The 24,363-nt window shown below is 61.1% G+C and carries 32 protein-coding genes; 7 read left to right on the top strand and 25 right to left on the bottom strand.

Features of this window, described 5'->3' with window-relative positions:
- Positions 1 to 222: 222 nt before the first annotated feature.
- The 3 genes from PQR32_RS19660 to PQR32_RS19650 all read right to left on the bottom strand — a co-directional run bounded on the left by PQR32_RS19660 (position 223) and on the right by PQR32_RS19650 (position 1,632).
- The gene (locus tag PQR32_RS19660; RefSeq protein WP_408230374.1) at positions 223 to 621 is read right to left on the bottom strand and encodes a hypothetical protein; all 399 of its coding nucleotides are present in this window, start codon (positions 619 to 621) and stop codon (positions 223 to 225) included.
- The gene (locus tag PQR32_RS19655; protein WP_408230371.1) at positions 590 to 1,276 is read right to left on the bottom strand and encodes an SOS response-associated peptidase; all 687 of its coding nucleotides are present in this window, start codon (positions 1,274 to 1,276) and stop codon (positions 590 to 592) included. The genes PQR32_RS19660 and PQR32_RS19655 overlap by 32 nt, the downstream gene beginning before the upstream one ends.
- A 98-nt stretch (positions 1,277 to 1,374) precedes the next feature.
- Positions 1,375 to 1,632: a hypothetical protein gene (locus tag PQR32_RS19650; RefSeq protein WP_408230368.1), complete on the bottom strand. Its 258-nt coding sequence runs from the start codon at positions 1,630 to 1,632 to the stop codon at positions 1,375 to 1,377.
- 429 nt (positions 1,633 to 2,061) lie between these two features.
- Here PQR32_RS19650 and PQR32_RS19645 point away from each other — a divergent pair, with 429 nt between their 5' ends.
- Positions 2,062 to 2,511 (top strand): ester cyclase, encoded by a 450-nt coding sequence (locus tag PQR32_RS19645; protein WP_408230365.1) that lies wholly within the window; start codon positions 2,062 to 2,064, stop codon positions 2,509 to 2,511.
- An 803-nt stretch (positions 2,512 to 3,314) separates the two neighbouring features.
- Here PQR32_RS19645 and PQR32_RS19640 read toward each other — a convergent pair.
- Positions 3,315 to 4,442, bottom strand: coding sequence for an ATP-binding protein (locus PQR32_RS19640; RefSeq protein ID WP_408230362.1), 1,128 nt, complete (start codon positions 4,440 to 4,442; stop codon positions 3,315 to 3,317).
- Positions 4,443 to 4,568: 126 nt separating this feature from the next.
- Here PQR32_RS19640 and PQR32_RS19635 point away from each other — a divergent pair, with 126 nt between their 5' ends.
- The 6 genes from PQR32_RS19635 to PQR32_RS19610 all read left to right on the top strand — a co-directional run bounded on the left by PQR32_RS19635 (position 4,569) and on the right by PQR32_RS19610 (position 7,458).
- Positions 4,569 to 4,943, top strand: coding sequence for a response regulator (locus PQR32_RS19635; protein ID WP_408230359.1), 375 nt, complete (start codon positions 4,569 to 4,571; stop codon positions 4,941 to 4,943).
- 508 nt (positions 4,944 to 5,451) lie between these two features.
- The gene (locus PQR32_RS19630; RefSeq protein WP_408230356.1) at positions 5,452 to 5,658 is read left to right on the top strand and encodes a hypothetical protein; all 207 of its coding nucleotides are present in this window, start codon (positions 5,452 to 5,454) and stop codon (positions 5,656 to 5,658) included.
- Positions 5,659 to 5,682: 24 nt separating this feature from the next.
- A complete protein-coding gene (locus PQR32_RS19625) occupies positions 5,683 to 6,099 on the top strand; it encodes an antirestriction protein (RefSeq protein ID WP_408230354.1) in 417 nt (138 codons plus the stop codon).
- A gap of 33 nt (positions 6,100 to 6,132) precedes the next feature.
- Positions 6,133 to 6,675, top strand: coding sequence for a hypothetical protein (locus PQR32_RS19620; RefSeq protein WP_408230351.1), 543 nt, complete (start codon positions 6,133 to 6,135; stop codon positions 6,673 to 6,675).
- A gap of 10 nt (positions 6,676 to 6,685) precedes the next feature.
- Positions 6,686 to 6,991 (top strand): hypothetical protein, encoded by a 306-nt coding sequence (locus PQR32_RS19615; RefSeq protein WP_408230348.1) that lies wholly within the window; start codon positions 6,686 to 6,688, stop codon positions 6,989 to 6,991.
- A gap of 107 nt (positions 6,992 to 7,098) precedes the next feature.
- A complete protein-coding gene (locus tag PQR32_RS19610) occupies positions 7,099 to 7,458 on the top strand; it encodes a hypothetical protein (protein WP_408230345.1) in 360 nt (119 codons plus the stop codon).
- A 300-nt stretch (positions 7,459 to 7,758) separates the two neighbouring features.
- On the opposite strand, the gene PQR32_RS19605 is transcribed toward PQR32_RS19610, so the two are convergent.
- The 21 genes from PQR32_RS19605 to PQR32_RS19505 are packed head-to-tail and all read right to left on the bottom strand — an operon-like array spanning position 7,759 to position 24,359.
- The gene (locus tag PQR32_RS19605; RefSeq protein WP_408230342.1) at positions 7,759 to 7,944 is read right to left on the bottom strand and encodes a hypothetical protein; all 186 of its coding nucleotides are present in this window, start codon (positions 7,942 to 7,944) and stop codon (positions 7,759 to 7,761) included.
- A gap of 46 nt (positions 7,945 to 7,990) precedes the next feature.
- Positions 7,991 to 8,218, bottom strand: a complete 228-nt coding sequence (locus PQR32_RS19600; protein ID WP_408230339.1) for a hypothetical protein — start codon at positions 8,216 to 8,218, stop codon at positions 7,991 to 7,993.
- Positions 8,215 to 8,424 (bottom strand): hypothetical protein, encoded by a 210-nt coding sequence (locus PQR32_RS19595; RefSeq protein ID WP_408230336.1) that lies wholly within the window; start codon positions 8,422 to 8,424, stop codon positions 8,215 to 8,217. The genes PQR32_RS19600 and PQR32_RS19595 overlap by 4 nt, the downstream gene beginning before the upstream one ends.
- Positions 8,425 to 8,462: 38 nt before the next feature.
- Positions 8,463 to 8,858: an XkdW family protein gene (locus tag PQR32_RS19590; RefSeq protein WP_408230333.1), complete on the bottom strand. Its 396-nt coding sequence runs from the start codon at positions 8,856 to 8,858 to the stop codon at positions 8,463 to 8,465.
- Positions 8,859 to 8,860: 2 nt separating this feature from the next.
- Positions 8,861 to 9,796: a hypothetical protein gene (locus tag PQR32_RS19585; protein WP_408230331.1), complete on the bottom strand. Its 936-nt coding sequence runs from the start codon at positions 9,794 to 9,796 to the stop codon at positions 8,861 to 8,863.
- Positions 9,797 to 9,843: 47 nt separating this feature from the next.
- Entirely contained in the window at positions 9,844 to 13,170 is a 3,327-nt protein-coding gene (locus PQR32_RS19580; protein WP_408230328.1) for a TipJ family phage tail tip protein, read from the bottom strand.
- Positions 13,170 to 13,760, bottom strand: coding sequence for a tail assembly protein (locus PQR32_RS19575; RefSeq protein WP_408230325.1), 591 nt, complete (start codon positions 13,758 to 13,760; stop codon positions 13,170 to 13,172). The genes PQR32_RS19580 and PQR32_RS19575 overlap by 1 nt, the downstream gene beginning before the upstream one ends.
- Complete coding sequence (locus PQR32_RS19570; protein WP_408230322.1) at positions 13,754 to 14,542, bottom strand: C40 family peptidase; 789 nt, start codon at positions 14,540 to 14,542, stop codon at positions 13,754 to 13,756. The genes PQR32_RS19575 and PQR32_RS19570 overlap by 7 nt, the downstream gene beginning before the upstream one ends.
- Positions 14,543 to 14,549: 7 nt before the next feature.
- A complete protein-coding gene (locus PQR32_RS19565; protein ID WP_408230319.1) occupies positions 14,550 to 15,251 on the bottom strand; it encodes a phage minor tail protein L in 702 nt (233 codons plus the stop codon).
- On the bottom strand, positions 15,248 to 15,742 hold the full coding sequence (locus PQR32_RS19560; RefSeq protein ID WP_408230317.1) for a phage tail protein: 495 nt from the start codon (positions 15,740 to 15,742) through the stop codon (positions 15,248 to 15,250). The genes PQR32_RS19565 and PQR32_RS19560 overlap by 4 nt, the downstream gene beginning before the upstream one ends.
- Complete coding sequence (locus PQR32_RS19555; RefSeq protein WP_408230314.1) at positions 15,739 to 17,868, bottom strand: phage tail tape measure protein; 2,130 nt, start codon at positions 17,866 to 17,868, stop codon at positions 15,739 to 15,741. The genes PQR32_RS19560 and PQR32_RS19555 overlap by 4 nt, the downstream gene beginning before the upstream one ends.
- A gap of 6 nt (positions 17,869 to 17,874) precedes the next feature.
- Positions 17,875 to 18,027 carry a hypothetical protein gene (locus PQR32_RS19550; RefSeq protein WP_408230311.1) on the bottom strand — a complete coding sequence of 51 codons (153 nt, stop codon included), beginning with the start codon at positions 18,025 to 18,027 and terminating at the stop codon, positions 17,875 to 17,877.
- 38 nt (positions 18,028 to 18,065) lie between these two features.
- A complete protein-coding gene (locus PQR32_RS19545; protein ID WP_408230309.1) occupies positions 18,066 to 18,401 on the bottom strand; it encodes a hypothetical protein in 336 nt (111 codons plus the stop codon).
- Position 18,402: 1 nt separating this feature from the next.
- Positions 18,403 to 19,350, bottom strand: coding sequence for a phage tail tube protein (locus PQR32_RS19540; RefSeq protein ID WP_408230306.1), 948 nt, complete (start codon positions 19,348 to 19,350; stop codon positions 18,403 to 18,405).
- Entirely contained in the window at positions 19,347 to 19,706 is a 360-nt protein-coding gene (locus PQR32_RS19535) for a DUF3168 domain-containing protein (RefSeq protein WP_408230303.1), read from the bottom strand. The genes PQR32_RS19540 and PQR32_RS19535 overlap by 4 nt, the downstream gene beginning before the upstream one ends.
- Positions 19,703 to 20,200 (bottom strand): HK97-gp10 family putative phage morphogenesis protein, encoded by a 498-nt coding sequence (locus PQR32_RS19530; RefSeq protein WP_408230300.1) that lies wholly within the window; start codon positions 20,198 to 20,200, stop codon positions 19,703 to 19,705. The genes PQR32_RS19535 and PQR32_RS19530 overlap by 4 nt, the downstream gene beginning before the upstream one ends.
- Positions 20,197 to 20,538 (bottom strand): phage head closure protein, encoded by a 342-nt coding sequence (locus PQR32_RS19525; protein ID WP_408230297.1) that lies wholly within the window; start codon positions 20,536 to 20,538, stop codon positions 20,197 to 20,199. Before PQR32_RS19525 ends, PQR32_RS19530 begins: the two co-directional genes overlap by 4 nt.
- 2 nt (positions 20,539 to 20,540) lie before the next feature.
- Entirely contained in the window at positions 20,541 to 21,110 is a 570-nt protein-coding gene (locus PQR32_RS19520; protein WP_408230294.1) for a head-tail connector protein, read from the bottom strand.
- Positions 21,111 to 21,120: 10 nt separating this feature from the next.
- Positions 21,121 to 22,305, bottom strand: a complete 1,185-nt coding sequence (locus tag PQR32_RS19515) for a phage major capsid protein (protein WP_408230291.1) — start codon at positions 22,303 to 22,305, stop codon at positions 21,121 to 21,123.
- 10 nt (positions 22,306 to 22,315) lie between these two features.
- Positions 22,316 to 23,023, bottom strand: coding sequence for an HK97 family phage prohead protease (locus PQR32_RS19510; protein WP_408230288.1), 708 nt, complete (start codon positions 23,021 to 23,023; stop codon positions 22,316 to 22,318).
- Between the two features lie 4 nt (positions 23,024 to 23,027).
- Entirely contained in the window at positions 23,028 to 24,359 is a 1,332-nt protein-coding gene (locus PQR32_RS19505; protein WP_408230285.1) for a phage portal protein, read from the bottom strand.
- Between the last annotated feature and the right edge of the window lie 4 nt (positions 24,360 to 24,363).

Here is a 24,363-nt window from a genome sequence, read left to right as displayed (position 1 = left end):
GAAAGCTTTTCTGCACTGGCGCCCCGCGGTAGCGGCTCGGCGCGGCCGGGTCACGTGTGCCGTTCTGAGTATGACTCCTTCCAGCAGGGGACCGGACGCGTCAACGTCCGAACTCCGGCGCCATCAAATGACGCTTCATGGCCGAACTAAGTCGTGCGGTTCGCGCTGCCAGACCCGAGCAGGCGCCAGTCGGTGTGACACCCGCGGAGGCGAACGCACAACTTATTTCTGCGCGAGGAAGCCGGCGCAGACTCGGTGGATCTCACATACCATCGGCGATTGATAGTCGAGCATCCAGCCATCAGCAAATAGCGGTGCCAGTGACCGCTCGGTCGTGAGGTTGGTTTTCTTGGAAATATCTGGCGCAAGTCGGGCCGCCGCGCCAGCGAGCGCGATGCGATCCTGCCAATCGCATGCAACGCCGTTTGCCCTCATCCAGATTCGCGACGACTCTACAATGTGGTCCGTGCGCAACCAGTCTCCTGTACGGGCCATCGCGACGAGTTCTGCAACGACCAGATAGCAAAGCATCTCAGCGCGTGCGTCGGCGTCGAAGTATCGCGGAGTCGACATGATCGTGCCGATTCGGTCAGATGAGCGTTTGCTGTTCGTCGCCGGCATGCTTTGACGCCGGCTTGCGCGGAGGTAGCGGGAAAGGCTCGGCGTGCATCGCTTCCGTGGGATACAGGTTAAAGAACGAGCGCGCCTGTTCGGTCGTCTTGCACGAAAGCCAGTCCGCATATTCGGTCGGCGGAACGATCACGACCGACCGCTTCTCATCGCCGGGTCTGTGGAACCTCTTCATGAGGGGATGCTCGTTCGCATTGACGGTGAGCATCGTGAAGGAAAGCGCCTGCGCGCCGTCCGGTTCCTCCCAGGCGCGCCACAAACCAGCTATTGCAAGTGGCCCGCCGTCCGCGACACCGATCTTCCAGCGCACAGGCTTACCCGTCTCATAGTTCGGTTCAAAGAATGTCCGGCAAGGTATCAGGCAAAGCTGGAGGTTCTTCCATGCGCCACTGTAACTGCGCTTCTCTCCAACCGATTCGCTACGGGCGTTCATGGTGTCAAACACCTTCACGCCGGGCGGAATGCGTTTGCGTGGAACCATGCCGAATGAAGCCGGCGCCGTAATGAGGCCATCGCCGTCGCGGCGGAAGATCGGCGCGAAGTAATCCTTGTAGATCTCGGGCCTGTAGTCGAATTCCGGCACCGGAAACAGACTGAAGACGTCAAACGGCGCTCTGGGATTGTTCGATTCGTAGCTCGTACACATGACACCCTCCTTGAGGTGTCAATAGTAGCCGACCGCCGTAGGATCTTGAAGCAGACTCGATGTACCGGCGATTTCCGCAATCGACCCTTCTAAGTCATTCAGCGACTTGTGCCTCCCGACCCACTCCCGCGCAAATAGGAGCCGCTCGCCGTCGATCCCTCGACCCCGGAATCCTTCGCGAGAGCGTCGTCGGCAGCGTCAGTCACTTGGGAAAGCGACTCTTGTTCTACCGGCTCAATGGTAGCGGCAAGGCCCGTCGCCAGCCCGGCATGGCGTTCAAATAAAGCTTTCAGTTCAGGGCGCAGTCCACCGCCGCGTTGGGCCGCGAGCGCGTTAAGCGAGAGTAGTGGCAACATGATCGGACTCCAGTCAATGAAGGACAGGTGAGCCGTACATCGATAGTCGAGTTGGGGACTGCGCCCCTGCAGTTACAGGTGACTCAAGCACCACTCTTCATCCGATGACCGCGTCTGCTATGCGATTGCATAGACACGATATGGCAGCCGCGCGGCACAGGCACTCCGATTCTTGCTGTTTAATTGCTGCGAACACAGAGCAGCCCTTGACGCAGACGGCTATACCGTCTTGTCGTCCGTGCTCACTCGTTATGGTGAACGTCGCCCGACACGATACGCATAGAGACCATCGTCGCCGTAAGTCACATGTCGGCTTATCGAGTATTGCAGCAAGAAACCGGGGGCGCCTGACAGCTTGCGTCAATATCGTTCAGGTAGAGGGAAGCGACCGCGTCTCCCTCCCCAACTTCAGTCAATGAGGAATTCACCATGTCCAAGGAAGATGACAACAAAACCGTCGTCGGGCGTTGGTTCACCGATTTCTGGGGCAAGACATGCAATCTCGACATCGTCGATGAACTTGCTGCGCCCGACATGCTTCTCCAATACTCGCTACACGAACCGCGGCGTGGCCGCGAGGACATCAAGGCGTTCATGTCCGATTTCCGTAAAGCGTTCCCGGACCTCAACTTCTGGGGCGCGGCTGATCTTATCGCCGAGGGAGACCATGTGGTTGGTCGTTGGGACGGCGGCGGCACACATACAGGGCCGGCATTCAGCGATTTCCTCATTGGATCGTTACCTGCTGCGACCGGTCGGAAAATGCGTTTCACTGGCACAACCGTGCTCCGGCTCAAAGACGGCAAGATAGTCGAAGAAATCGGACTGGACGATGGCGTAACTGCGCTGCAACAGCTTGGACTCATCAAGGTAGCGTAATCGAAGGCGCCGCGCTTTCGCGGCCCCATGCAACGCTGTACGCATTTAGCATCACTCGACAACGGGCCGGATGCATCCCGGCCTGTTTCATGAGCATAGCTCTAACCGTGAAGGTCAACAGTGGGGCAAAGAGCATGCAGCCGAAGCGAGACTGTTGACCGTCTCTTGATGGCCGGGTACGGCCTATCGCCCATCGAACATAGCGATGATTAATCGCGTTCTGGCAGCTCAAGGCGCGCGACTTGGAAGGGATGGTCGCCAAGCGGCTTGACTCAACCTATTAGCGCGGACGTCCAAACGGCTGGCGGAAGGACGAGTTCCCACGCTATTGCCGACTGGCTGCGTTAGGATGGGGGCGAGAATCAAGACCATCTATCAGACTAGGCGCATATGGCAAAAGGAAGCGTTACCCTCGGAGAAGTGGCGGCGCGCGCCAGCCATATCGACGTGGCCTGTTCCCGTTGCGAAAGACGCGGGCGCTATCGGCTGACTAAATTGGTGGCTTCGCTCGGTGCAGACTTCCCAATAACTGATCTCGGCGGACGGTTAGCGGACTGTCCTAAACAAAACGCCGTCATCAGCAACCAACTATGCGATGTGCATTTTCCCGGTCTTCGAAAGGTCATGAACTCCGACGAGACGCCTGAGACGGCAAAGCCGCACCACGGAGACAATGACGACTATTGAGGTCGGTTGCTTGGGGGATTACCCCGCGCGAACGTTTCCCTTCGTACTGAGCGAACGAAATAACCTGGCAGTCTGGATCCCGTCGTGCCCTGACATGTTGATCTGGGCGTGGGACATCATGAGCGTTGTTTGTTACGGGGCAGGCGCGCAGAGAACACAGTTTCAAGCTCGTCGGATCGCGCGTCGATCTCGCCCCCGTGGGCCTTGGCAATCTCGCGCGCGATATACAGTCCCAGCCCCAGACTCGTGTCGGCATTTTTGTCCTGATGGTTCGGGCCACGCTGGAGTGGATCAAAAAGCCGGTCGAGAATCGTCGGCTCAATGGGGGCGCCAGCGTTCCTCACTTCCAGGAGGACTGCTGCGCCCTCGCCAGTCAATGTCACACCTACTGACGCGTCCTGTGCTCCGTACTTGAGTGCATTCAGAACCAGATTGCCAAGTAACTGCTGGAAACGTGGGCCGTCCCACATGCCCATACAGTCACCGGCGACGTGCAGATCAACGTGACGATCCGGATGGACCGTTTGCAGCTGGTCCAGTACATCGAAAGCCAATGGGGCGAGGTCAATACTGGTCGGGGCGATGTTGATACCCAAACCAAGCCTGGTTCGATTGAAATCAATCATGTCGTCCAATAGCGCCTGCATGCGAGTGCCGCTTCTGATCAGGCGGGACGCCGCCTCCGACACTTTCTCACCTGCGTTTAGCGCTGCCAGATATGACGCTGTTATCTGTATGGTTTGGAGCGGACTACGCATATCGTGTCCTAACATTCCAAGGAACAGATTTCGGGCTAGGTCTGCCTGCGCGCTGAACATGGCTACCGACTCAGTGATTGCCTGATCGATGGCTTCGTTGAAGCGACCGATGTCATCGACGAGATGACTTTCGGGGTTTGATTCGTCCATCCACATTCGTAGAACGCTGGCGCGCAGGGCGCGGTATTCGGCAACCATCTGGTTGATGTCGAAGCCGACTTGCGCACGCAGAAGCGCGTGAGTTTGTGCCGCGGTCTCTGGCGCACCCGCCACCCTAGGCGCATCACCCGTTGACTTTTCAAATTGGTCTCCCCTGTTTTGAGAAGTCGACAGATCCTTTGCCACGGCTTCCAGAATCTGCTGTGCGTGGTCTCGCAAAGCCAGCGACTTCATGTCTGCCGCCGCCGGCAACCGGGTGCGGGCAAATTCCTCCCATTGCGAAAGAATGGCTTCCATGTGGTCGACGATGAAGTTGGCTAATCGCATCTGTATCCCTTGGCCGACGGGAAACTCCCGTGTGAGTCATTCTTGCGGAATGTCTAGCATTAAGCAAATCTTGCGCCATTCTGCCCGGGCTCATTCATTGCGGCTTGCATGGCAATGGAGATATCTATGGCAACCCCGAACGCTGCGCGCCTGCTCATTGCGGACGACGACCCAAACATTCTGGCCGCCTACGCGTTATTCTTCACGGATCACGGTTATGACGTCCGGACTGCCGGAGACGGACTGGACGCGCTCGCGGAATACCGAGCTTGGCGGCCGGCGGCTGCAGTTCTCGACATACAGATGCCAGCTATGGACGGACGAGCCGTGGCAAGGGAGATTCGGCGCCAGCAATCCAGCCCGTTTCCTTTACTGGTCGCGGTTAGCGCTCTGTCATCGCCCTCTGAGCAGGCGGAATCAATTAGGTCCGGCTTTGATCACCATTTTGTAAAGCCTGCTGACCTGCTTGTAGTACTGGCGACGTTGCTCCCGCTCGCATAGGCCCTACGGGCACGGACGCAGATTTGCCTAACTTCCATTGAGGGGCCGAATCGCCCTTCAGAAGCATTTCTTGAAGTTGCACGCATTTCGCCCAAATTGCTCGCGCATCACCTATGGCTATCAGCATGTCGCCGCTGAGCGGCAGGGACGCAGCAATGTCGCGCTAGGCTTGTGGTTTCCGCGCGCACGCATGGGCGCCGTCCAAGCGTAACAGGCTGGCCGATGTGATAGACGAGTATCGCAACGGCGGCACGATCCTTCGCTGGTGGCCGCGCGTGTTTTTCACGGCCCGCTATCGCGCGGGCCTCTTCCCCGGTGTAAGCACTCCGAGCAAAAGCTTTAAAAGTTTATGTGTACGCCACGCAGGTGTCCTGACACTATAGATTCTGTTGTAACGCAGCACCCGAAACGCACGGCCCGGACCCGACCGGTCCCCGCAGGACAGAGAAACCCACAACCCGCCGCTGGCGGGTTTTTTAAGGGCGCCTTATTTAATAAGGACTACACGATGACAAAAATGAAGATTGGCGGCGATGCGCATCGGCTGTACGAAGCGCTGAAAGCGCTGTGCGAAGCGGGTGAATCCGACGCGTATCTGGACCTCGCCGAATCGCTTGCAGAAATTCACGGCGAGCGGTCTCGCGCTGCCTGCGATGAACTGGTGCGCGCTGGCTATATCACGATGCACGCAACGTACGTAACGATCAACCAATAACCGATTTTCAAAGGAGCAAATGAAGTGAGCAAGACGATTACCGCGACGGTTATCCCGACTGTTGACCGCCTGCGTTTTCTGCCCGGGATATTTACTGCGCGTCTGATGATCCAGGGCGAAGGGCTGACATATCAGCAGGCGACCAACCTGTCGGCTGACTACAAGGGCGGTCTCTGGACTTTCTACCGGCTGTCGAACGGCGGCGGATATCTGGCTCCCGATACGGACAGACGTTTCAACGTTTCCGTCCAGGGTAACGACTACGAGGGCGAAGTCAGCGCGGACGCGTTCGGCGTGATCGTGACGCTGTTCGTGTTCGGCGCACTGTGCTGGATCGATAACGAAACGCTGCGCGAGAAGTTCACCGACCACTATCACCAGCTGCGCGACTTCGCGAAGGACCACACCGAAGCCGGCGCTATCTTCCGCGCGATTGACTGACCAACCAATATCTCTGTTAAGGAACGCCGAATCATGAACACGAAGAACACGAAGAACACGACGAGCACGACGAGCACGACAAACGACAAAGCCCTGCGTATCGAATGCGGCGTCTGCAAAAAGACGTTTTCAACGTTGCAGGCAAAGCAGCGCTACTGCTCGGACGAGTGCAAGGCAGAAGGCAAGCGCGAAGCGAACCGCCGCTTCTACCGGGTCCACGGCTCGGCCAAGGCTGACCCGAAAAATCAGGCGCGCACGCTGGTCGAACATTACCTCTGGGCGGGTACGGGTGAAACACTGGCGAACGGATGGACCGGTGTCGTCAGTATGCCTTCTGCCCGGCGCACGGAGATGCAGTTCGCCAAGCTGGAACCGATGCTGAACGCGGACGCAAAGCGGCTGCTGGCCGACGCACAGAAACTGGTCGTGATGCTGAACGTGCGCGCACTCTGCAACGGTCGGCATGCGGACCTGACGACTGTCGAACAGAGCGAACAGAGCCTGCGCGAAGCGCTCGCCGTCGCGCTTGACGGACTGGCCCAGACGATGACACGAACCGAAGCGAAGGCAGGCTGAGAGACGGACGATGAAAGCGAAGAAAATTTACACGTATCAGGTCTATGTACTGGCACCCCGTCGCGAAGGCGTCAGGGCCGAACACTACTTCGACATCGAGCCATTTTCCGCGTATCCGGGCGACCGCAGGGCGATGGAGGCACACGTCCTGAAAATCGTTGCCGAACTGGTCGGGCTGTACGGAGCCGAGCGTATCGCGATCCGGCGCAACGTGAGCGAGGAAAGCGGCAGCTGGATTGCGAACGACTTTTCAACGCTCGATCTCAAGCAGCTTGTGGACAGTCCGTTCGCCGTGCCATACGCCAGCGGCGACTGACGCGTGAAGGCGCACAATCCTGAACGTGGGTTCGTGCTCACGTTTTGTCATGGTCTGTCGCACGACGGCGGCCGGACATTCTGTTTCTACCGAGTCGAGAGGGCCGTATGAAAACACGATCACTGTTTGCCGCAGTGCTCTTCGCCGCATCGCTGACGACCGGCGCGCACGCCGCAAAGCCCGCGAAACCCGTCGCGAAAGACGGCCCGGCCGGGCCGGTCTGTGACGCAGCAGGCACGCTCGCCCACAAGATGGCAGAGAACCGCGACGTTGGCATCACGGAGGAAAAGGCACGCGAAATAAGCGGATCGAAAATAACCGTGATCGACACGACCGACGCAGACAGACTGACCCACGACCTGATAACGATGGTTTATCACGATCCGCAGGTGAAGGACTCGGACCCGATCAATGCGCAGATTCGCGGCTCGCAAATCTGCGTCCGGCAGTACGGCCCGCGCTACTAATCGCCCCCCCGTCCGTACAGATACAAAGCCCGCCCCGAGCGGGCTTTTTTGCGTCTGGACGGCCGGTTTTCGCCAGTTCCCGCCGATAGCGACGCTACCGGCGTCTCCGCGCCCGCGGTCTGGCGCGAATCCGGCGCTTCTGGGCGCCCCCGGCGCCCCCGGCCGCCACTAGCCTGCGTCCTCGCTTGATCAGACGTCCCAGGCGTCTATAATCGCCTCTGTCGTCCGATGGTCCTCGTTCCAGCGAATGGCCCCTTGGGAGGCTCGCTCTGGCGAGCCATTTTTTTGGTCATGTCGCGTTCAGACTTCGCCGCCTTCGGACAGATCCTCCTGTGCGCCGCTGAGTTCACGGAATTCGATCACGCCATCGTCCGCTGACTCGAACGCTTTTTCCTCGCCGGCGTCCAGCTGCTGATCGTTCACGTTGTCCTTGTCGATGACGACGCGGATCGGGTTCGGTCCTTCGTTGTAGACGTTCACTTTCATGGTGGCGCTCCGGTAAATGCCTCGCAGTGCGAGACGGTGAATAACGCTAGTGTTCGTGCGTGAGACCGTTCAGCCGCTCACGTAGCGGGTCGTCCTGTCTCGGCGGGATCGTCAGACCGCCGCCATGACCACCCGTATCCGTCACGCTGTTCGAATCGCCTTCGATGTAGACCAGCGTGCAGCCCGTCAACACGGACACGATGGTAACGATGCCGAGTACTACGATGATCAGCAGTGCGAGAGCGCGCAGGGCATTGACGGTCGAGCGGTTCATGATCGTGGCGGAAACTGCTTGATCAGCGCTTCGTGTGCTTTCGCCGCGGATGATTCGACCGTTTCACCTTCAGGCAGTGGGGGAACGGGAGCGCTCATCGGCGGCATATCCGGCGATGGCAGATCGGGCGGTGGCGGTGCCGGTTCAGGGAGGATGGCTGCGGGCGGTGGAGTAACGGGCGCATTATCAAGGTCGTCGTCAATCATGATGCCTACTCCTTCGGTCTCATCCTCAGGGGCGGGTATTACGGCTCGGGCCATTCGACGCTCACCGGAAAGCCGGCCTGCTGCGGTACGTCGCGCAACGCCTGCCGGTACGTGCGGGCCCTTGCTATCACCTGCGGGTCGCCTGAGTCCTCGGCCTTGTAGACCATCGCGTCCGCAATGAGAAGCCGCTCGTTCCGCTCGATGCGTACATGCACAGCCGCCACGGTGTTCTTTATCTCCGGCCCATGCTGCCGCCACCACGCCCACAATTGCTCCGCTGTCGGCTCGGCATTCGGCAGTTTCCAGTTCGTGATGAACGCTTCACCGAACTGCGCGCCTTCAGTGTCGAGACGATGCCCGGTGAGGTAGTGCGTGCCGTTGATCGTGCCGGGATAGAACTTCTGCAGCAGATAGAAAAGTTCTTCGTTTGTCATGGTCACTGGTTCCTCAAACAGACACCGCGAAGCCATTGCGCGCCCGATACCCAGTTGCCGTTAGAGTTCGTGCGCCACCCGCACATCACCCACGGCGCGGGGATATCAAGCGTGGTGGGCCCGTTGATTGGTCCCCACTCTGCGACGCCGGAATCCCACTGGACGCGGGCATTGACGTTCGCCTTGTTGCCCATCCAGTTACTCAGATAGCCGCCCCACACCGCGCCGTACACGTTGCCGTCACCACTCACGAAGGCTTGCCCATTGCCGGTGTACATGGTGGTCCCTGCAACTAGCGCGCCCCCGGTTCTCATCTCACCGTTGCATGCCATGTTGCCCGCATCGTCTATCGATCCGACGACATTGTTGTATGCGTTATTCACATATTCAAGTCCACTGTTCCCACGTGGCCGGATATAGAAAACGTACGGACCCTGCAGGGCGAGTTCCGCGCTGTTCCTGATCGTGATGCGCCCACCTGAATAGAGGCCGCCGTTGTTGGCGATGGTGACGGTGGAGCGAAAGATAGCGCCGCCGCTATCGTCCACCTGGAAATTCCAGGCGTTCCACGCGGAATTCACGATGCCGATGCCGCTGCCCGCGCCACCTGTTCCGTACGTTCCGATATAGCCCGCGTTCGCGCCGCTCGCGTATTGATACGAGATGTTGGCAGCCTTCATGGTAAGTGAGCCGGTCATGGTGTCGCCTACCTTGCTGACCTTGCCTGCTGCGGTGTCGCTAACGAGCTTCTTCACGTCGCCAAGGAAGTCATCGAGCGGACCAATATCAATCCACGCATCGTTGACGTTATTGCGACGCCTGAGCCGCATCGCGGTCGTATCGCCCCACATCATTCCGGGATAGGTCTCCGACGGCTCGCCCGGTCCCGCGTTATCGCCAAGAATCGCCAGCACGATCAGGTTCAGCTGCGTGCGCATGTCGAGTCCCGATGGATGCGCCGGGACCTGATAACTGGATGGCTGTGTCATGCTGGTTCTCCGATAACGAGACCTGTCCGCGCGCGCGCCGCGAGAAACGCATCGACGTCACCACGCATCAGCGCGTGATAACCCAGCGCGTTGAGGTCCACGTGTTCATAACCGTAGCCGCGCGCGATCCAGTCGCAGGTCTTCGCAATGCCCGCGCCGACCGAGTTCTGGAACTGGATGCGGAAGCTGTAGGCGCTTTGCTGGTCGATGAGCCACTTGTCGCCAGTCTGCAAACCCTGGGCAATGATGCTGATTGCGGGCGCGTCCTTGAACGGGACCGAGAACGTCACCACCGTGCCACCGGCCGAGACTGGAATATTGTTGCGGCTCTCGATGCGGTCGGGTACATCGACGGTCGCGCCAAGGTCAATGATCCCCATGCCATAGATATCCTGCGGCACGACGACCGAGAGCGCGAAGCGCACCGCACGGAATGTCAGATCCGCCACGATCAGTCGCTGGTACGGCGACCAGTCTGCGGCCGCCGCTTTCGCCGGATCGACGTTGGTCAGCGACGCCAGCACCAGTGCGCCGCCTTCGTTGATCTTGGTTCCGTCCACGTCCGCGCGCAGGTCCCAGTCCGGCCACTGGTCGACGTCATCAAAGAGGTCATAGCGCGCGCCATCGACATACGCGCCGCAGTGCACCGTGTAGACCTTGCCCAGATCAACCGTCCGGTCGAAGTAGTAACCGCCCTGCAGCGCGACCGCATGACGGTCTTCGCCCTGCGAAAGGAACAGCACGCCATTACGCACTTCCATGTTGACGCGCTGGCCGGCGAACGCCGGATCCTGCCGCAGGTCCTCGATCAGGTTGTAGTCGCGCAGCGGACCTGTCGTGCTGACAACATAGGCCGGATTGTCCGAGTACGCGCCCGACGAGTTGACGAACTTCAGCAGGTACGTTCCCTTCATCAGCGCGACGAGCCCGCTGGACTGCGAGCCCGCGAAACGCGCGATTTCGTTCGCTTCCTCCCACACGACCAGCGTAGACATGCGCGACGAGAAGCGCACGACCAGCTGGCCGCCCACGATCACATCGAGGTCGGTCGCAACCAGCCAGACGAGATTGGCCGCGTCATTGAAGATATCAAGCTGCGCGCCTTTCACGTCCTCGGGCGGCTGGTTCAGTGCGCGAAGTTGGACCGTGACTGACGCGGGACCGCTACGCATGCCAATCGCGTTGATCGCCCACACCGTGAACGTCCAAGATCCTTCCCGCGTCGGCTCGATATCAATGCTGTTCATGAACGCGGTGGCATAGACAGCGGAATCCTGTCCGTATTGCCACGCCACATCGAAACGGACCGCGCCGAGCGGTGCGAGCCATGAAAACGTCGCGCGCGCACCGACAATGACGGGACTGATTTCGTACTTCGATTCGGTGACGTGCAGTTCGGTCGGCGTGCCAATATGGAACGGATCGATGATCGAGACGGGCAACGGTTCGAGCGTCAGGTTGTATTCAACCGCAGCGAACTTGTCCGGCCTGTACGCGATGCCCGATAGCTGCACGTTGCCATCGTCGTTTTCGGTCACGCCGATGCAGCGCCACTGTTCATTGACGAGCGCGGTCGATGACAGCGACCACACGGCCATGCGTGCGGGTACTTCGGAGAAAGGCGGCGAAACCGTCAGCGCTTCGTTAGGCCCGCTCATGTTCGACGTGACAGTGCGGGTCTCGAAGCGGCCCGAAGGCAGGACGACCGATAGCGTATAGCCCGCACCGCCGACCAGCTGCGCCGGCGCATCGAGCAGCACGTGCGACGCGTCGCCCCCGAGTATGCGGCCGCCCATGCGCAGACCCGCGCGTGTTTCGTCTGTCGTCGCGAACACATCGCCCGGCCGCGAGAAAGCCGCGTTGATGCCGGTCGCGAAAGTGACGGTCTCGGACAGCAGCCGCTCGGTCAGCAGCGCCCACTTGCCGATACGGTGGGCCATACCGCGCGACGTGCAGCCGAACGCAGTCAGCGCGAGCGGCCGGATACCCCACTGGTCGATGCCTTCGCGATCCTCGACATACTCGATGGCCTGCTGGTAAGTGTTGGCCGGATCGTTCCACGTGATCAGCGCGGTAGTGTGGCGCTGGTTAAGCGGCGTGCCAACATAACTGAACACGCCGTCGATCACGCCCGCTTTCGTGTAGACCGCCGACACATCGGCCGGCATGTCGGCGCTGAAGGTGAGCGTGCCGCCACTCCAGAAAATCAGGCCGTTAAAGATCGACGCGAACTGCTGTAGCAGCGCGATGGCTTCGGCGCGTTCCTGAATATAGACGTTGCACGTGTAGCGCGGTTCGTAGCCGCCGAAGCCGTCCGGCACCATGCCATCGCAGTACTGGGCGATACCGTAGAGCGTCCACTTGTCGATCAGGTCCGGCGTGACGAAAGCGCCGAGACCAAAGCGTGCGGTGGTGGCGAGGTCGTAGAGAATCCACGCCGGATTGTCGGTCCACACGACCTTGAATGTACCGTCCCAGATGCCGTTATAGGCGCGTGTCAGCGGATCGTAGTTTGACGGGACCTGAACCCGTCTCAGCTTCATGTCGAACGCGAGTTTCGGAATGCTCCTGAACGTCGAGGCGTCGATCTGCACACCCACCAGCGCGCTATACGGGTACATCAGCATCGAGTCGACAATTTCCGTCATCGTCTCCCATTGAAACGAATTCTGGACCGCTACCACCGTGCTGTCGGGCGTGAGGCGTCGCACCCGTGTGTCGAACGTGCCGCCCGCTTCACCGAAGCGCGACACCAGTTCAATGCGATAGCTGCGCTGGTAGCGGCTGGTCGTCTTGCCCGTCACCGTGTCAACGTATATCTGCTGGAAGCCGCCGCCGTTCTTCTGGATATCGATCGCAAGCTGTACGGTCGAGCCGGTGATGTTGCCGTTGGTGGTGTTCTGCTCGGTGATCTGCGCGAAGCCCAGCGTCACACGCAGCGCGGTCGCGTTGGGATTGGTGACGCTGCGCGTAACCGGCACCGCGGCCGTGACCGCGATACCGACCGAGCTTTCGGATTCGGTCGCGGAGAACCCCGTTATCGGAGCCTGTAAAGCGGTGCCGCTGCGCCACTCGATGGCCGCGCCGCTGAAATTCCACGACCCGTCAGCATTGACCAGAGGCGTGTCATCGAGATAGATGCCGCGCCCATCACCGACGATGCCCTCGACCTCGCCCTCGCAGATAACGTTAATCACGCGGGCGTATTGCGTGGAGCGCAGCGAGTCGGGCGATTCAATCGCGCCGGACGTACTGCCACTGCCACCGCCCTTACCGCCGCCGCCACCTGCGCCGATCACCGGAATCAGGTCGCGGGCAGCCATCAGCGCACCACGATTTCGTTATTGGTCGAGAAACCGACACTGACGATCTGCGAGCCGACCAAAAGGTGGCCGTAGCCGAGCGGGACCGGTCCGCCCTGGCCGGTGGTGTTGACCGCGCCATTGAACGCGAGCGACGGTTCGTTATCGGCTTTCTCGGGCGTGGCCGCACCTTTCGCGCGTGGCGCGATCATCTGGGCGATACCCGACGCCGCCAGTCCGACGCCGATACTGATCAGCGCGGGCGCGAGCGCCGCCCACGCTGTACCGCCCGTAAATACGCCCGCCGCGATGAACGCCACGCCGAGCACGACCTTGCCTATCGCGCCTGCGCCCTCGACCAGCGGCACGACCTTCAGCACGCCGGTGGACTGCGGATAGCCGAGTTCTTCGGCCTCATAGTCGGTGACGAATTGATCTCGCTGCTGGTTGCGCACGAGAAACTTCGAAGTGGCGTGCTGCTGGAAATACTGCCGCAGTCCCTTCAGCTGCACACAGAGCGCGTGGATCGCTTCGGCGGGCGAATGCACGGCAAGCGTATAGCGACGGCCAAAGCGCGTGCGCAGATCGCCATAGAAGATGACCGTCAGCATGATGGCTGCTCCGCGCTGGCATCGACGTTCACACGATGGCGCAGCACCGCGACCGTGCGGCGCTGGTAGAACTCTTGGTAAGCCTCGCGCCGTGACGCGTGGCCGATCATGTGATGGAGGATCACGCCATCACCGAGATAGACCGCCATGTGGTTGTCGTGCTGCGCACGGATACGCATCAGGATCAGGTCATCGGGGCGGATTGCCGTGAAGTCATCGAACGTGAGCGGTGCGTGATCGAGTACGACCGCAAAGCCTTCGGTGGCGAAGTTGTCGCGGTACAGGTCCGCGCCTCCCGCGTCATCCCACCAGCCATAGCTGCGCGGATAATCGTTCAGGACGATGCCGCGCTCTGCGTAGTAATCGCGGACCAGCGCATAACAGTCGTGGACGCCATGCACAAATGGTCGACCCAGTAGCGGCGCGACGAAGCCGCGCGGATGATTCACGCTCCACGTGCCGAGCGGATGGTTGACGATCAGCCACGGCAAGCCGGTGCGCTCGATGCCGGTCAGATCCGCGAGCGACGGCTCGGGCGGAATGAACGGATGCGAATGCACGATGGCGACCACCTTGCCCGTATCCTCGGCGCGTGCGTAGTCTTTCGGGTCGATGATGAAGTGCTCGGTCTCGCGGGCGAGATTCGTGCAGGCGATGTACATCAGCAGCGGCGGGTCGACGCGCGTGACGATCAGGCCGCAGCATTCGCGTGGCGCTTCGCCTTCGGCGTGGATGCGCACGAACGGCACCATATCGTCGAACGCCGGATTGTCGGGGATCATGGTCGCGTCACCTGTACTGTCCGGCGCCGGGAAATCCGCCGAACGGCAGCCACCCGGTACCGAAACGCAGCTTGCAGGACTTCAGCCGCTTGCCACACTGGTCCGCGTTCGCGTCGGCGGTCGGAGTGTCGTTGATATCGGCCACGGGCGGCCCGCCATAACCGCAGCCGTCGCCGCGATATTTCCACGGACACGAATTGCAGATCACCTGCCGACCGGGCAGCTGCACGCCCTGAACGTCGAACGGGACCGCGAGTTCAAATTCGACTGAGTCCATCGTTTCATGGACTTTCTGATTGATGAAAAAAGCGTCGTCTGCGAACGCCTCGTCGGGATTCGCGAGCGGATTGCCGGCCGGAAAATTGATCGCGTCGAGATAGCGCGTCAGCGTGCGCTTGCGCGTGACAGCCGCGCCCACCAGATCCGAATACAGGCGGCACATCGCGCTGATGATGCCCGTCACGTTCGAGACCGCGAAGTGCGGACGCGGAAGCGTTCCTTCGCCTTTCCACTCGAAGCCGGTTGCCGTGACCGGATGGCGTTGATACGTCAGTCCCTGCCACACAACATCGCTGTCGAGCCGGTTCGTACCCGCATGGAAGCGCACATAACGACCGTCCTCAGGCACGTTGAAACGTGTCAGGTCCAGCACGAACATTTCGATGACCGCGCCGGGTGAAAGCTCCTGTATCGCGCCTTTGAGCGTCATACGAACACCTGCTCAAACTTCATCGTGACCGTATAGACGCGCTCGCCATCGCTGATGAGGTCGCCATAGGCGAACGACCATGATGGGCAGAGAACGTCCTGGGCTTCGGTATGGCGCGGAGGAATCCAGCTGAAAACGTCCACGCCGTTGCGCGCTTCGAGAAACGCGAGCACGGCCGCCGCCACCGTCGCGCTGGCGTTGCGCATCTCGACGCTCCATTGCCGCGCCTGTGTATGGATGCCGGCCGGACGGCGCTGCGCATAGCCGTCGCCGAACTTCGCGATGACGATTTTCGGTTCGAGGTCGTACGAAGCGGACGTCACGCACCGGTCGAAGATCGCGCCGCTTGCCTGGATCGCGCTGGCGGTGATACGTGCGCGCCAGTCATCGGGCGAAGGCAGCACGAACGGCGGAAGCGGGCCAGACTGAAAGTCCGCCGCGACCATCGGCGACGGAGGAACGGGTGACGGGGCAAGCGAGAGCGTGCTCATGATGCGAGAAGCCCCCCGGAACGTTTCTCGGTTGCAATGACCTGACGCACAACGGCAGAAACGCGCTTGCCGAGTTCGGCGGCCTTGCGGCTGTCGGCCGTCGTGTCCTCCGTTGCTTCGTCGTTCTTGTGGACGTGCACCGTGACCGCGACGTTCGGACCGTTCGAGCCGGACATGCCGGCGTCGGTGACAACCTTGCCCGGTGTGTTCGGGATGAAGTACTCACGCCGGCCGGGCAGTTCGTTGATCTCGTACACCTGACCCGGTGAGACGGGGCCGCCCGCCATGCGGCCTGGGACGTTACCAGCCATGCTGGAGAACACGCTGAGCCAGCCGGTCGCACCGCCGCCGCTGATACCCTTGACCAGCGGTTCCATCACGTTTTTGTAGATCAGCAGCTTCGCCAGATCCTTCAGCATCGACGTGACCATCTCGGAGAACGAAACGCTCGCGTCCTTCGTGCTGAAGGCGAAATCAACCAGCGCATCGGTGGACTGTTTGCCAAAGCCCTCGATAGCCTGCTGGAGGTCCTTCAGCTGGTCTTTCGTGCCGTCGAGATTGTCCTGTGCATCCTTCATTTTTTTCGCCGCGCGTTCCTGCATGGCGGCCATCTGTTCGGCCGATATCGGGATCAGCTTCTGCGCCTCATCAAGCGCGGCGAGCGTGCGCGTGTACTCGCGGGTCGGGTCGATTGCATCGAGTTCGGACTCGGCAAACGAACGCGACGACTCGCGCGCGGCGACCAGCGACTTGTCGGCATCGTCGGCGACTTTGGCGAGATCGTCCTGTGACTTCTTCAGCGTTTCATTGGCCTTGGTCTGATCGAGCGTCAATTGCAGTTTGTCGCGCAGCGTGGCCTGCTGCTGTTCGTTGAACTTCAGGTACTTCGGATCGGTGGCCAGCATCTGCATCTGGTCGCCGTTGGCCTGCGCGGTACGCAGCGCTTCCGACAGCTGCGCCAGCATCTGCGCGTATTCGTTCACTTCCTTCTTCGCGCGCTGGTGCGCCTTCGCGTTCCTGTCGAGCGAGTCCGTGTAACTGTTCTGTGCCTTGCCCGCGTTTTGCGCGGCGGCGATCTCGGCGGCAGCGGCAGCACCGGCCGCGTTCTGCTGCTTCTCGGCTTCGGAGCGGATGTGCATCGTCCGCTCCATCGTGCTCATGGTGTCAGCCATGGTTTTCTGCGCGCCCGCCATGCCGGTTTTCCACGTCTCCGCGATCTGGCCGATCGGCGCATCGAGCGTGCGCGCAACCGTCATCACGAACTGGCCGAGCGAAACCACCGTGCCCGCCAGACCAATCAGTGTGGTGACGACGCCCTTTGCCGCGATCTCGATGCCGTGCAGCACGGTGTTCCATGTCGTGCCTTCCTTCTGCGCCTGCTGCAGGATGCTGACCAGTTCCTGAAGGTCGGGCGTCAGTTCCCCGGCGATCTGTGCGGCTGCACCCTTGCCGACGTTCTCCAACCGTTCAAGGTCGTCATTCAGATCGCCCATCGCCTTCGATGTCGCGGTCGATACGATCAGGCCGAGGTCCTCGGCTTCCTTGCGCGCAGCCGCAATACCCTCAGCGCCTTCGTTCAGCAGCGGAATCAGCACCTGCGACTGCTTGCCGAAAATCTGCTGCACGGCGGCGGCTTTCTGCGCGCTGTCGGCGTACTTCGAGACGGCGGTGGCGATGGAGTCGAACGCCGCGCCCGGGTCCATGCTGCGCAGCTGGACGGCGTCGAGTCCGAACGATTTGAAGGCGGCGGCGGTATCCGAGAGCGGATCGCGCGCATCGAGTACGGCCTTGTTCAGCCCCTTCATGCCGGCGGTCAGGTCATCGAGGCTGACACCGGCAAACGAGCCCGCATACTGCAAACCGGACATCGCTTCGGTCGTCGTGCCGATGCGCTGCGCAAGTTTGCCGAGCGCGTCGGCCTGATCGATGGCGGCCTTGATCTTGTCAGCGAAACCCCTGGCGAAGTTGATCGCGAACTCCGCGCCCGTCGCCAGCGCAGTGACCGCCGAGGATTTGGCGATGCTGTCGAGTGATGACTTGATTTCCGCCTGCGCCTTGCCCATGTCGGTGCGCAGGCGCGACACATCGGCGGCAAGTTCGAAGATCAGCGATCCAGCGGATGCCATGTTGACCTAACTCCATGCGCCGATTTCATCTTCGACGCTAAGAACCAGCGGTTCAGGTGCAGCGGGCGGCCGGGTGCGTTCGCCCAGCAGGTACGCCCAGCACATCAGTTCACTCGCGCCCATCGTGTTGCGGACCGCTCCGGCCGTCATATGCAGCATCTCGGCCACTGCAAAGACGAGGCGCGTTGTCGGAGCGGTCAGCCTTTTTCCACTTCATCCGTTGACAGACCATTCACGCGCGCGGCGGCGGTCATCAGCTTCACTCGGTCGTGAAAGCCACGCGCGGGCAGATGCGTGAGCAGGTCGTCGGTCAGCCGCTCGCCGTTCGCGCCGCGCGCACCCTCGACCAGCAGCGCGCGGATCAGCGCATTGGTGTCCTGCTGGTAGACCGGCTGGGCGAGCAGTGCCTCGAACTGTTCAGCGCCCACGTCACTGACCGTCACCACGCCAAAGCAGCGCGTCTCGATTTGCTCGGACTCGAACGCAGGCGGGTCGAATGCCGGACCATCAGGCGGAACTGAAAGATCGGTCATGTCAGCCTCCCGATACGGCCATGACCGTCACCGGCGCGGCGGCGGCCGGCGCTCCCTGGCTACCGTTGACGGTCGGCGTGGCGCGCGCCGTGAAGCTGCCGGGCGTGTCGTAGTTGTGCGTGCTGGTGGTCGTGCCAGTGAGCGTTTCCGCGGTGCTTCCGTCGCCCCAGTCAATCGAGAACGACGAGGCTGCGCCGTTCTTCTGCGTGAGAATCAGTTCGACGTGTAGCGGCGCTTCACCCGAGAGCGGCGAAATACCGGCCGTCAGCGTGTAGGTCGCGGGCGCAGCGCCGGCCGGCTGCGTGAGGATCGGCTGGCCAGTGATCTTCAGCGTGGCCGCGCCATGCACCGCCTGATCGACGCCGCCCGTTTCGTTGATCGACTGCACGATCACCGGCAGCGTGCGAACCGCTCCATTGCGATAGATGATCTCGAACATACGTTCCTCGCCATCGTTGTACGCATCGTTGAGCGCGAGATAGTCGGAGTCGGTCGGATCAATGAAGAAATCGAATGTCAGCGTGCCGGGATCGCGGAACCCCACCAGCGAGGTCTTTTCGTCATCGCATAGCGTGGTGGTGTCGATACTGCTTGCCGGGTTCTGGTTGATCGCGTAGGACTGCGCGCAGACGTCCGCGAACGCGTTTAGCGTGAAGGACGCAGCGGCTCCCCAGTCGGCGGTTTCGTCGGTTGTATCACTGCCGTATAGCGCGGCCGTTTTTGCGTCCTTGTCGAGGCTCTGGACGATCCATTCCTGATTGTCGAGCGAGGGCCAGCCGCTTCCGGTGATGTAGATCGGCTCACCATTGGCGAGCTTCGCAATATCCGCGAACGTGACATAAGCGGGGGCCGACTGGCTGGCAGTCGTCAGCTTGCCCGTTGCAATCGGTGCGGCATTCGGATTTTCCAGAAACATTTTGGTGTTCTGGGCAGAAATGGCCTTCTTCATGTCGTCACCTCCTGCGGTTCGTGCCACGTAGTGAGTTCGAGCGTTGATCGATGCAGCTTCGTGTCCTGTTCGTACAGGTCCTGTTCGTTATCGATGGTCGGCGGATCGGGACGCGCACGCAGCGCCGCAACCGCCGCCTCGATGTTGGCGAGTGCCTGCCGGTGGGTTTTGGCATAGCTGTCGATCTGGTAACGGACCTGATCGGACTGCATGTATCCGCACATGCTGTTCACCGGTCCCTGCCAGATGCGCTGTAGTAGGAGGTAAGGCTCGGGCGTGCCCTGCGGAACGAGCAGCAGGAATGCGCGCGCGGGCAACACCGTTTCGAGTACGGCGACGATCCCGGACTCAGTCATATGCCACCCGCCACGAACTTCACGCCGTTGGCTTTGCACCACTTCGCGATCTGCTTCTGGAGCGACATATTCAACTGGTGGCCAGCTTCGTCCTGTTTCGCCATGGCGGCCGGTCGCAGCCACGGACGCGCGGGCATTTTCGAGGTGCCCAGTTCGAGGAAGCGCCCATAGAACGGATCGCGGCCACGCGGCTTGCGCACGCCATTGATCACTTCGGGCCCCGCGCCACGGACCTTGCGCGTCTTGATGTTCACGCGTGCGGCGAGTCCGGTCTTGCGCTGCCTGGCGGCCACCACGCCCATTTCAAGCGTGCCGGTATAGCGCGTGCTTGATCCGAACAGCGCGCGGATATTGTTCTGCGCCTGGCTGATGATCGGCTTGCCTGCGGCGCGCAGCGCCGACACGAGCATCTTGCGTTGCAGTACATCGGGCAGCGTGGCGAGAAACCGGTCGAGTTCGGCCAGTCCCTCAACGTGCGAATCGATACGGATCACGGCTGGCCTCCCTCGGTGACGACACCCGAGCCGCACATCAGCTGCGCTTCGCGGTGCAGACCCATCACCGGCAGCACGGCCTGAATGTCATAGACAGTTCCAGCGTGCAGGATGCGCAGCGACGCATCAAGGTCGTCGCGCCAGCGCACCCGGATGCGCGTGGAAACGCCTGGGCGGAACTCGGCCGACGCCAGATATTCGCGGCCGGTCAGCGGTTCGACCGCGCCCCATATGGTGAAAGCCTCGACCCACTGGTCGACAATGACCTCGCCCGATTCGTCGCGGATGCGTACCGGCTTTTCGAAGCGCAGGCGGTAGCGAAGTCGGCCGGCCTGCATCGTCAGACACCGAAGGAGATACGGAACGGGTCGAGCAGTGCGACCGCGCGCGGATTGCTCTGGATCGACGTGCCGCTCTGCTGCGCTTCGCGGTTCTCATACGCGTCACCGACCAGCAGCAGCATCGCGAGCAGCAGATTGGGAGGGCACGTGGCGTCCGCGAAACCCGCCGTATAGGCGACTTCGAACTCGGTCGCAACGGGTAGCTCGGCCTCGCTCATCAGAACGGCGCGCATCTTGCGATAGGCGATGCTCATGCCGTACGTGTCGGGATCGAGCACGGTCCTGGTGCCGAGCCGGTCAAGCGCCGTCACGCCCGCCACGTCGGAGACGGGCGTATGCGGAAGCGGAATCGAGTGCGGCGTGCAAAGTCCCGACGCGACCCATGCGAGCGTCGGCTGCGCGAGGATGATCAACCCCGTATATTCCTCGGCGCTCTGGCGCGCGGCCGGGATATAGACGCTTTTGAACAGGCCGTCATCCTGTGCGCCATCGACACGGCAATGCTGTTTCGCCAGTTCAAGCGAAACGGGTTCATCGACAGCGAGATGACGGATAGCGGGCCTGTTCATCGTGTGCACCTCACGAAGACTTCTTCGCGGTGACGGGCGGCGTAACGGCCTTCGAGATCGGGCCATACGCGAACGCACCCTGGGCGAACACCGACAGGCCGAGCCGTTCCTCAACAAGGATCGTCACCATGTTGCGGCGGAAGTTGTCGGAATCCTCGCGCGACACCTCGACGGTCAGCGCCTGACGGTCCCACACCATCGCCTGACGACCATCGCCCACCAGCGCGTTACCCTGGGGCATCGCGTAGGTCGCGGCCGCGTCTATGTTCCACAGCCGCGGGGAGACCGGCGCGAGAGGTGAGCCGAACAGATACTCGCCGTTCACGCTTTTCGTCAGCTGCAATGCGGCCCAGTCAAGCGGATTCAGGACGACCATGCTCGGCTGGTAGAACTGCGCCTGAATCTGCGCCATCATCATTCGCACGTTGTCGGCCGTGTTGTACAGCGCATCTGTCGGCACATAGGCCGATGCCTGCCTGATCAGACCGTTGATGTGACCCGCCGCGCCATCGCCCGCCAGAATCTCGGCGTCCTCCTTCATACGCAGGCCGTAGATCATCCGTGTGTTGATGTAGCTCTGAAGCTGCGGAACGTCATCGAGCACCTGACGCGAGGCGAGAATCCAGTGCGCCAGTGTGACGATGGGTGCCTGCTTCATCTCGAACGACAGGTCGCTCTGTGCCTTGAGTTGCCCCTCGATCTGGTAGTCGGCGTTCAGCTGCGCGGCTTTTTCCTGCGGGTACTCGATCATGTTAGAGGACGTCTGGCCCTGCGGAAGCATGTCGCGCACCCAGATCGTATTGACGCCGGGACCGCGGATCGTCGGAATGTATTGCGACGGCACCGGGAACTGGTTTGGGTCGATCGACTCATAGATCGGTGCGACCGCCTTCAGCTGGTCGCCTTCGAGCGTGACGCGCGCGCGGGCCGAATTGCTGTTGCCGCCCTGGATGCCCTTGAACGCGTCGGACTTCACGAAGTACTCGCCGATGCTGTCCGCCCTGGTTTCGCGCCGGCCGTTTTCTGACAGACCTGCCAGCTTCTGGCCGAGGTCGATCAGGCTCACGTCCTGCCCCTGGATCTTGTCGGCCAGCGCCTTCAGTTCGGCGCGGATTTCGTCGGCGCTCTTGTTCTGCGCGTCCTTCACTGCGCCGAACGTTTCTTCGAGGGCGCGCTTGATTTCTGTCATGTCCATGATGTAGCTCCTATGCCTTGGAAAAATCGCGGATGAACGACGCGAGTACCGACGCCTCAACCGCTTCCGTTTTCACATCGCTGGCGCTGTCATCACCTTTGTCTGCATCACGCAGAACGATCTCGCGCACCCGGGCGAGCATCGACTTGGCTTCGATACGGGTCATGCCTGCGTCGCGCAGGATCGACTCCACATCTGCAAGGGATTTCATTTCCTCAGGGTCGAAGTCGGCCTTGAGCGATCCGAGGTCGGCGCGCGCGAGCTTGTTAGCGGGCGCAATCACCATCGAGATTTCGAGCAGATCCACGCGTGAGAGCTTGCGGACCTTGCCGTCCATGTCCGCGCCACCCGGCTGCACGCGGTAGCCGATGCTCACACCGTCGAGCGCCTGCGCCTTCATGTGCTGGTACACGTCGGTCGCCATCGACGCGCCGGGTGTCAGGCGCCCGTGAAACTGGAGGCCGATATCGTCCTCTTTCATGTCGGTCGCGCGGCCGATCAGGTTGTCCATGAAATGGTTGAACAGCATCGGCACCTGATCTTTCCTCGCGAGCGTTTCCTCGAACGCACCGGGCAGCACGATGTCGCCCCACGAATCGATGTTGCTGAACACAGACGCGTAGCCTTCGAAATTGCCCTGGCGCGTCGTATCGAACTTGACTTCCATCGTGTTGATGACCGCGCCGTAAGCGAGATCTCCGAACTGTTTGCGGCCCATGGCGTTACTCCTTGATCGGCGCGGTGGGTACTTTCAGGCCTTGTTGCGCGTTACCCTGTTGCACGACTTTTTCAAGTTCCTGCAATGGCGTGAGGTTCAGCTGTACCGTCAGGTCGTCGGCACCTTCGCGCATGTCGAGGTTTTCCTTCGCGCGCACTTCGTTGCGACTCATCAGGCCGTTCTGGACCATCGTTGAGTAATACGAGGCACGGCCCGCGCTATCTGCACGCAGCAGGCTTTCGAGATTGAATTCGACGTAATAGCGCTCGCGCTCCGCGGGCCTGAGCAGCCACCGGTTCATGGACGATTCGAGGCGGGTCACATAGGGCTGTACCGTGTAGCGCAGATACCCGAGGCTCATCGTCTCGATGCCGGTTCCGAATGACGTGCTCTTTTCGTTGCTGTTGACCATGAACGACGGCACGCGAAAAACACGGCAGATATCGTCCACGCCGAAATTCATCTGTTCGAGCATCTGTGCGTCAGCAGGCGAAATTGAAAGCTGCTGGTACTGCATGCCCGCTTCGAGCACAAACAGGCGGGATGCTGCCGTGCCGCCTGATTCCAGGTCCGCAAAATTGTTGCGCACGGCTTCGCGCTGGTCGGGCTTCAGTACGTGGTCGATCATCAGCACGCCGGCCGGCTTGCCGCCTTTCATGTTGAAGCGCATCGCGTTATCGCTGAGCGCCAGCGAGTTCGCTATTGCGCGGCGCGCATAGCCGAGCGGGGACAGACCTTTAAGCCCGTTGCCCATCAACCGCGATTGCAGGATCTGTTCGGGAACGTAGCGAATACGGTCGCTGTTGAACGAGTACAGGTACGTATAGCTTGCGTCGGGTGCTTCGATGATTTCCATCTGCTGCGACGCGCGCGGGATCAGCGCGATGCAGTCACCCTTGCCATCGCGGATCACACGGTTGTAGCAGTTGCCATCTATCGCGAGATTCATGCCCCACGATTCGAGCAGTTCGACGTTGGTCATGCGGTCGTTGGGCGCGACGTTGAGCACGTAGTTAAGCGGATGCGAGCGCACGAGGTTGCGGCCGTTCGACGTGCGCTCGTACACGTTCACGCTGAGCGTGCCGATGGTTTCGGTGATCAGCCGGATGCAAGCCCAGACGGTCGAGACCTGAAGCGCGCGCGTGTCGTCGGAGCCGCCGTAGGACGCGCCATCGGGACTATTGATCTGTACGCCCGGTTCATCTACGTTGCCACCGCCTAGCCATCCGCCGAGCCACGTCAACGCCTGGTTGAATGCGCGCGGCGCCCAGCCGACTGGATCGAGAATCGAGAGCTCCATCTGGCGCTGCGGGGTGTTGTAGCGGATATCGGCCATGGTC

Origin of the sequence: Paraburkholderia dipogonis (assembly GCF_046027395.1) — a bacterium.
Classification (GTDB): domain Bacteria; phylum Pseudomonadota; class Gammaproteobacteria; order Burkholderiales; family Burkholderiaceae; genus Paraburkholderia; species Paraburkholderia dipogonis_A.
This window is presented reverse-complemented; position numbering and strand designations above follow the sequence as displayed.

Bases quoted from the DNA above. Each gene is read 5' to 3' on its own strand.
- PQR32_RS19565 (WP_408230319.1), bottom strand. From the start codon at position 15,251: ATGACGCTCAAAGGCGCGATACAGGAGCTTTCACCCGGCGCGGTCATC.
- PQR32_RS19510 (WP_408230288.1), bottom strand. From the start codon at position 23,023: ATGGGCCGCAAACAGTTCGGAGATCTCGCTTACGGCGCGGTCATCAAC.
- PQR32_RS19640 (WP_408230362.1), bottom strand. From the start codon at position 4,442: ATGCGATTAGCCAACTTCATCGTCGACCACATGGAAGCCATTCTTTCG.
- PQR32_RS19615 (WP_408230348.1), top strand. From the start codon at position 6,686: ATGAAAGCGAAGAAAATTTACACGTATCAGGTCTATGTACTGGCACCC.
- PQR32_RS19605 (WP_408230342.1), bottom strand. From the start codon at position 7,944: ATGAAAGTGAACGTCTACAACGAAGGACCGAACCCGATCCGCGTCGTC.
- PQR32_RS19535 (WP_408230303.1), bottom strand. From the start codon at position 19,706: ATGACTGAGTCCGGGATCGTCGCCGTACTCGAAACGGTGTTGCCCGCG.
- PQR32_RS19600 (WP_408230339.1), bottom strand. From the start codon at position 8,218: ATGAACCGCTCGACCGTCAATGCCCTGCGCGCTCTCGCACTGCTGATC.
- PQR32_RS19575 (WP_408230325.1), bottom strand. From the start codon at position 13,760: ATGCTGACGGTCATCTTCTATGGCGATCTGCGCACGCGCTTTGGCCGT.
- PQR32_RS19505 (WP_408230285.1), bottom strand. From the start codon at position 24,359: ATGGCCGATATCCGCTACAACACCCCGCAGCGCCAGATGGAGCTCTCG.
- PQR32_RS19520 (WP_408230294.1), bottom strand. From the start codon at position 21,110: ATGAACAGGCCCGCTATCCGTCATCTCGCTGTCGATGAACCCGTTTCG.
- PQR32_RS19620 (WP_408230351.1), top strand. From the start codon at position 6,133: ATGAACACGAAGAACACGAAGAACACGACGAGCACGACGAGCACGACA.
- PQR32_RS19660 (WP_408230374.1), bottom strand. From the start codon at position 621: ATGCCGGCGACGAACAGCAAACGCTCATCTGACCGAATCGGCACGATC.
- PQR32_RS19655 (WP_408230371.1), bottom strand. From the start codon at position 1,276: ATGTGTACGAGCTACGAATCGAACAATCCCAGAGCGCCGTTTGACGTC.
- PQR32_RS19590 (WP_408230333.1), bottom strand. From the start codon at position 8,858: ATGACAAACGAAGAACTTTTCTATCTGCTGCAGAAGTTCTATCCCGGC.
- PQR32_RS19525 (WP_408230297.1), bottom strand. From the start codon at position 20,538: ATGCAGGCCGGCCGACTTCGCTACCGCCTGCGCTTCGAAAAGCCGGTA.
- PQR32_RS19560 (WP_408230317.1), bottom strand. From the start codon at position 15,742: ATGAGCACGCTCTCGCTTGCCCCGTCACCCGTTCCTCCGTCGCCGATG.
- PQR32_RS19635 (WP_408230359.1), top strand. From the start codon at position 4,569: ATGGCAACCCCGAACGCTGCGCGCCTGCTCATTGCGGACGACGACCCA.
- PQR32_RS19650 (WP_408230368.1), bottom strand. From the start codon at position 1,632: ATGTTGCCACTACTCTCGCTTAACGCGCTCGCGGCCCAACGCGGCGGT.
- PQR32_RS19550 (WP_408230311.1), bottom strand. From the start codon at position 18,027: ATGCTGCATATGACGGCCGGAGCGGTCCGCAACACGATGGGCGCGAGT.
- PQR32_RS19610 (WP_408230345.1), top strand. From the start codon at position 7,099: ATGAAAACACGATCACTGTTTGCCGCAGTGCTCTTCGCCGCATCGCTG.
- PQR32_RS19645 (WP_408230365.1), top strand. From the start codon at position 2,062: ATGTCCAAGGAAGATGACAACAAAACCGTCGTCGGGCGTTGGTTCACC.
- PQR32_RS19570 (WP_408230322.1), bottom strand. From the start codon at position 14,542: ATGATCCCCGACAATCCGGCGTTCGACGATATGGTGCCGTTCGTGCGC.
- PQR32_RS19540 (WP_408230306.1), bottom strand. From the start codon at position 19,350: ATGAAGAAGGCCATTTCTGCCCAGAACACCAAAATGTTTCTGGAAAAT.
- PQR32_RS19580 (WP_408230328.1), bottom strand. From the start codon at position 13,170: ATGGCTGCCCGCGACCTGATTCCGGTGATCGGCGCAGGTGGCGGCGGC.
- PQR32_RS19545 (WP_408230309.1), bottom strand. From the start codon at position 18,401: ATGACCGATCTTTCAGTTCCGCCTGATGGTCCGGCATTCGACCCGCCT.
- PQR32_RS19585 (WP_408230331.1), bottom strand. From the start codon at position 9,796: ATGCGCACGCAGCTGAACCTGATCGTGCTGGCGATTCTTGGCGATAAC.
- PQR32_RS19595 (WP_408230336.1), bottom strand. From the start codon at position 8,424: ATGATTGACGACGACCTTGATAATGCGCCCGTTACTCCACCGCCCGCA.
- PQR32_RS19515 (WP_408230291.1), bottom strand. From the start codon at position 22,305: ATGGACATGACAGAAATCAAGCGCGCCCTCGAAGAAACGTTCGGCGCA.
- PQR32_RS19555 (WP_408230314.1), bottom strand. From the start codon at position 17,868: ATGGCATCCGCTGGATCGCTGATCTTCGAACTTGCCGCCGATGTGTCG.
- PQR32_RS19630 (WP_408230356.1), top strand. From the start codon at position 5,452: ATGACAAAAATGAAGATTGGCGGCGATGCGCATCGGCTGTACGAAGCG.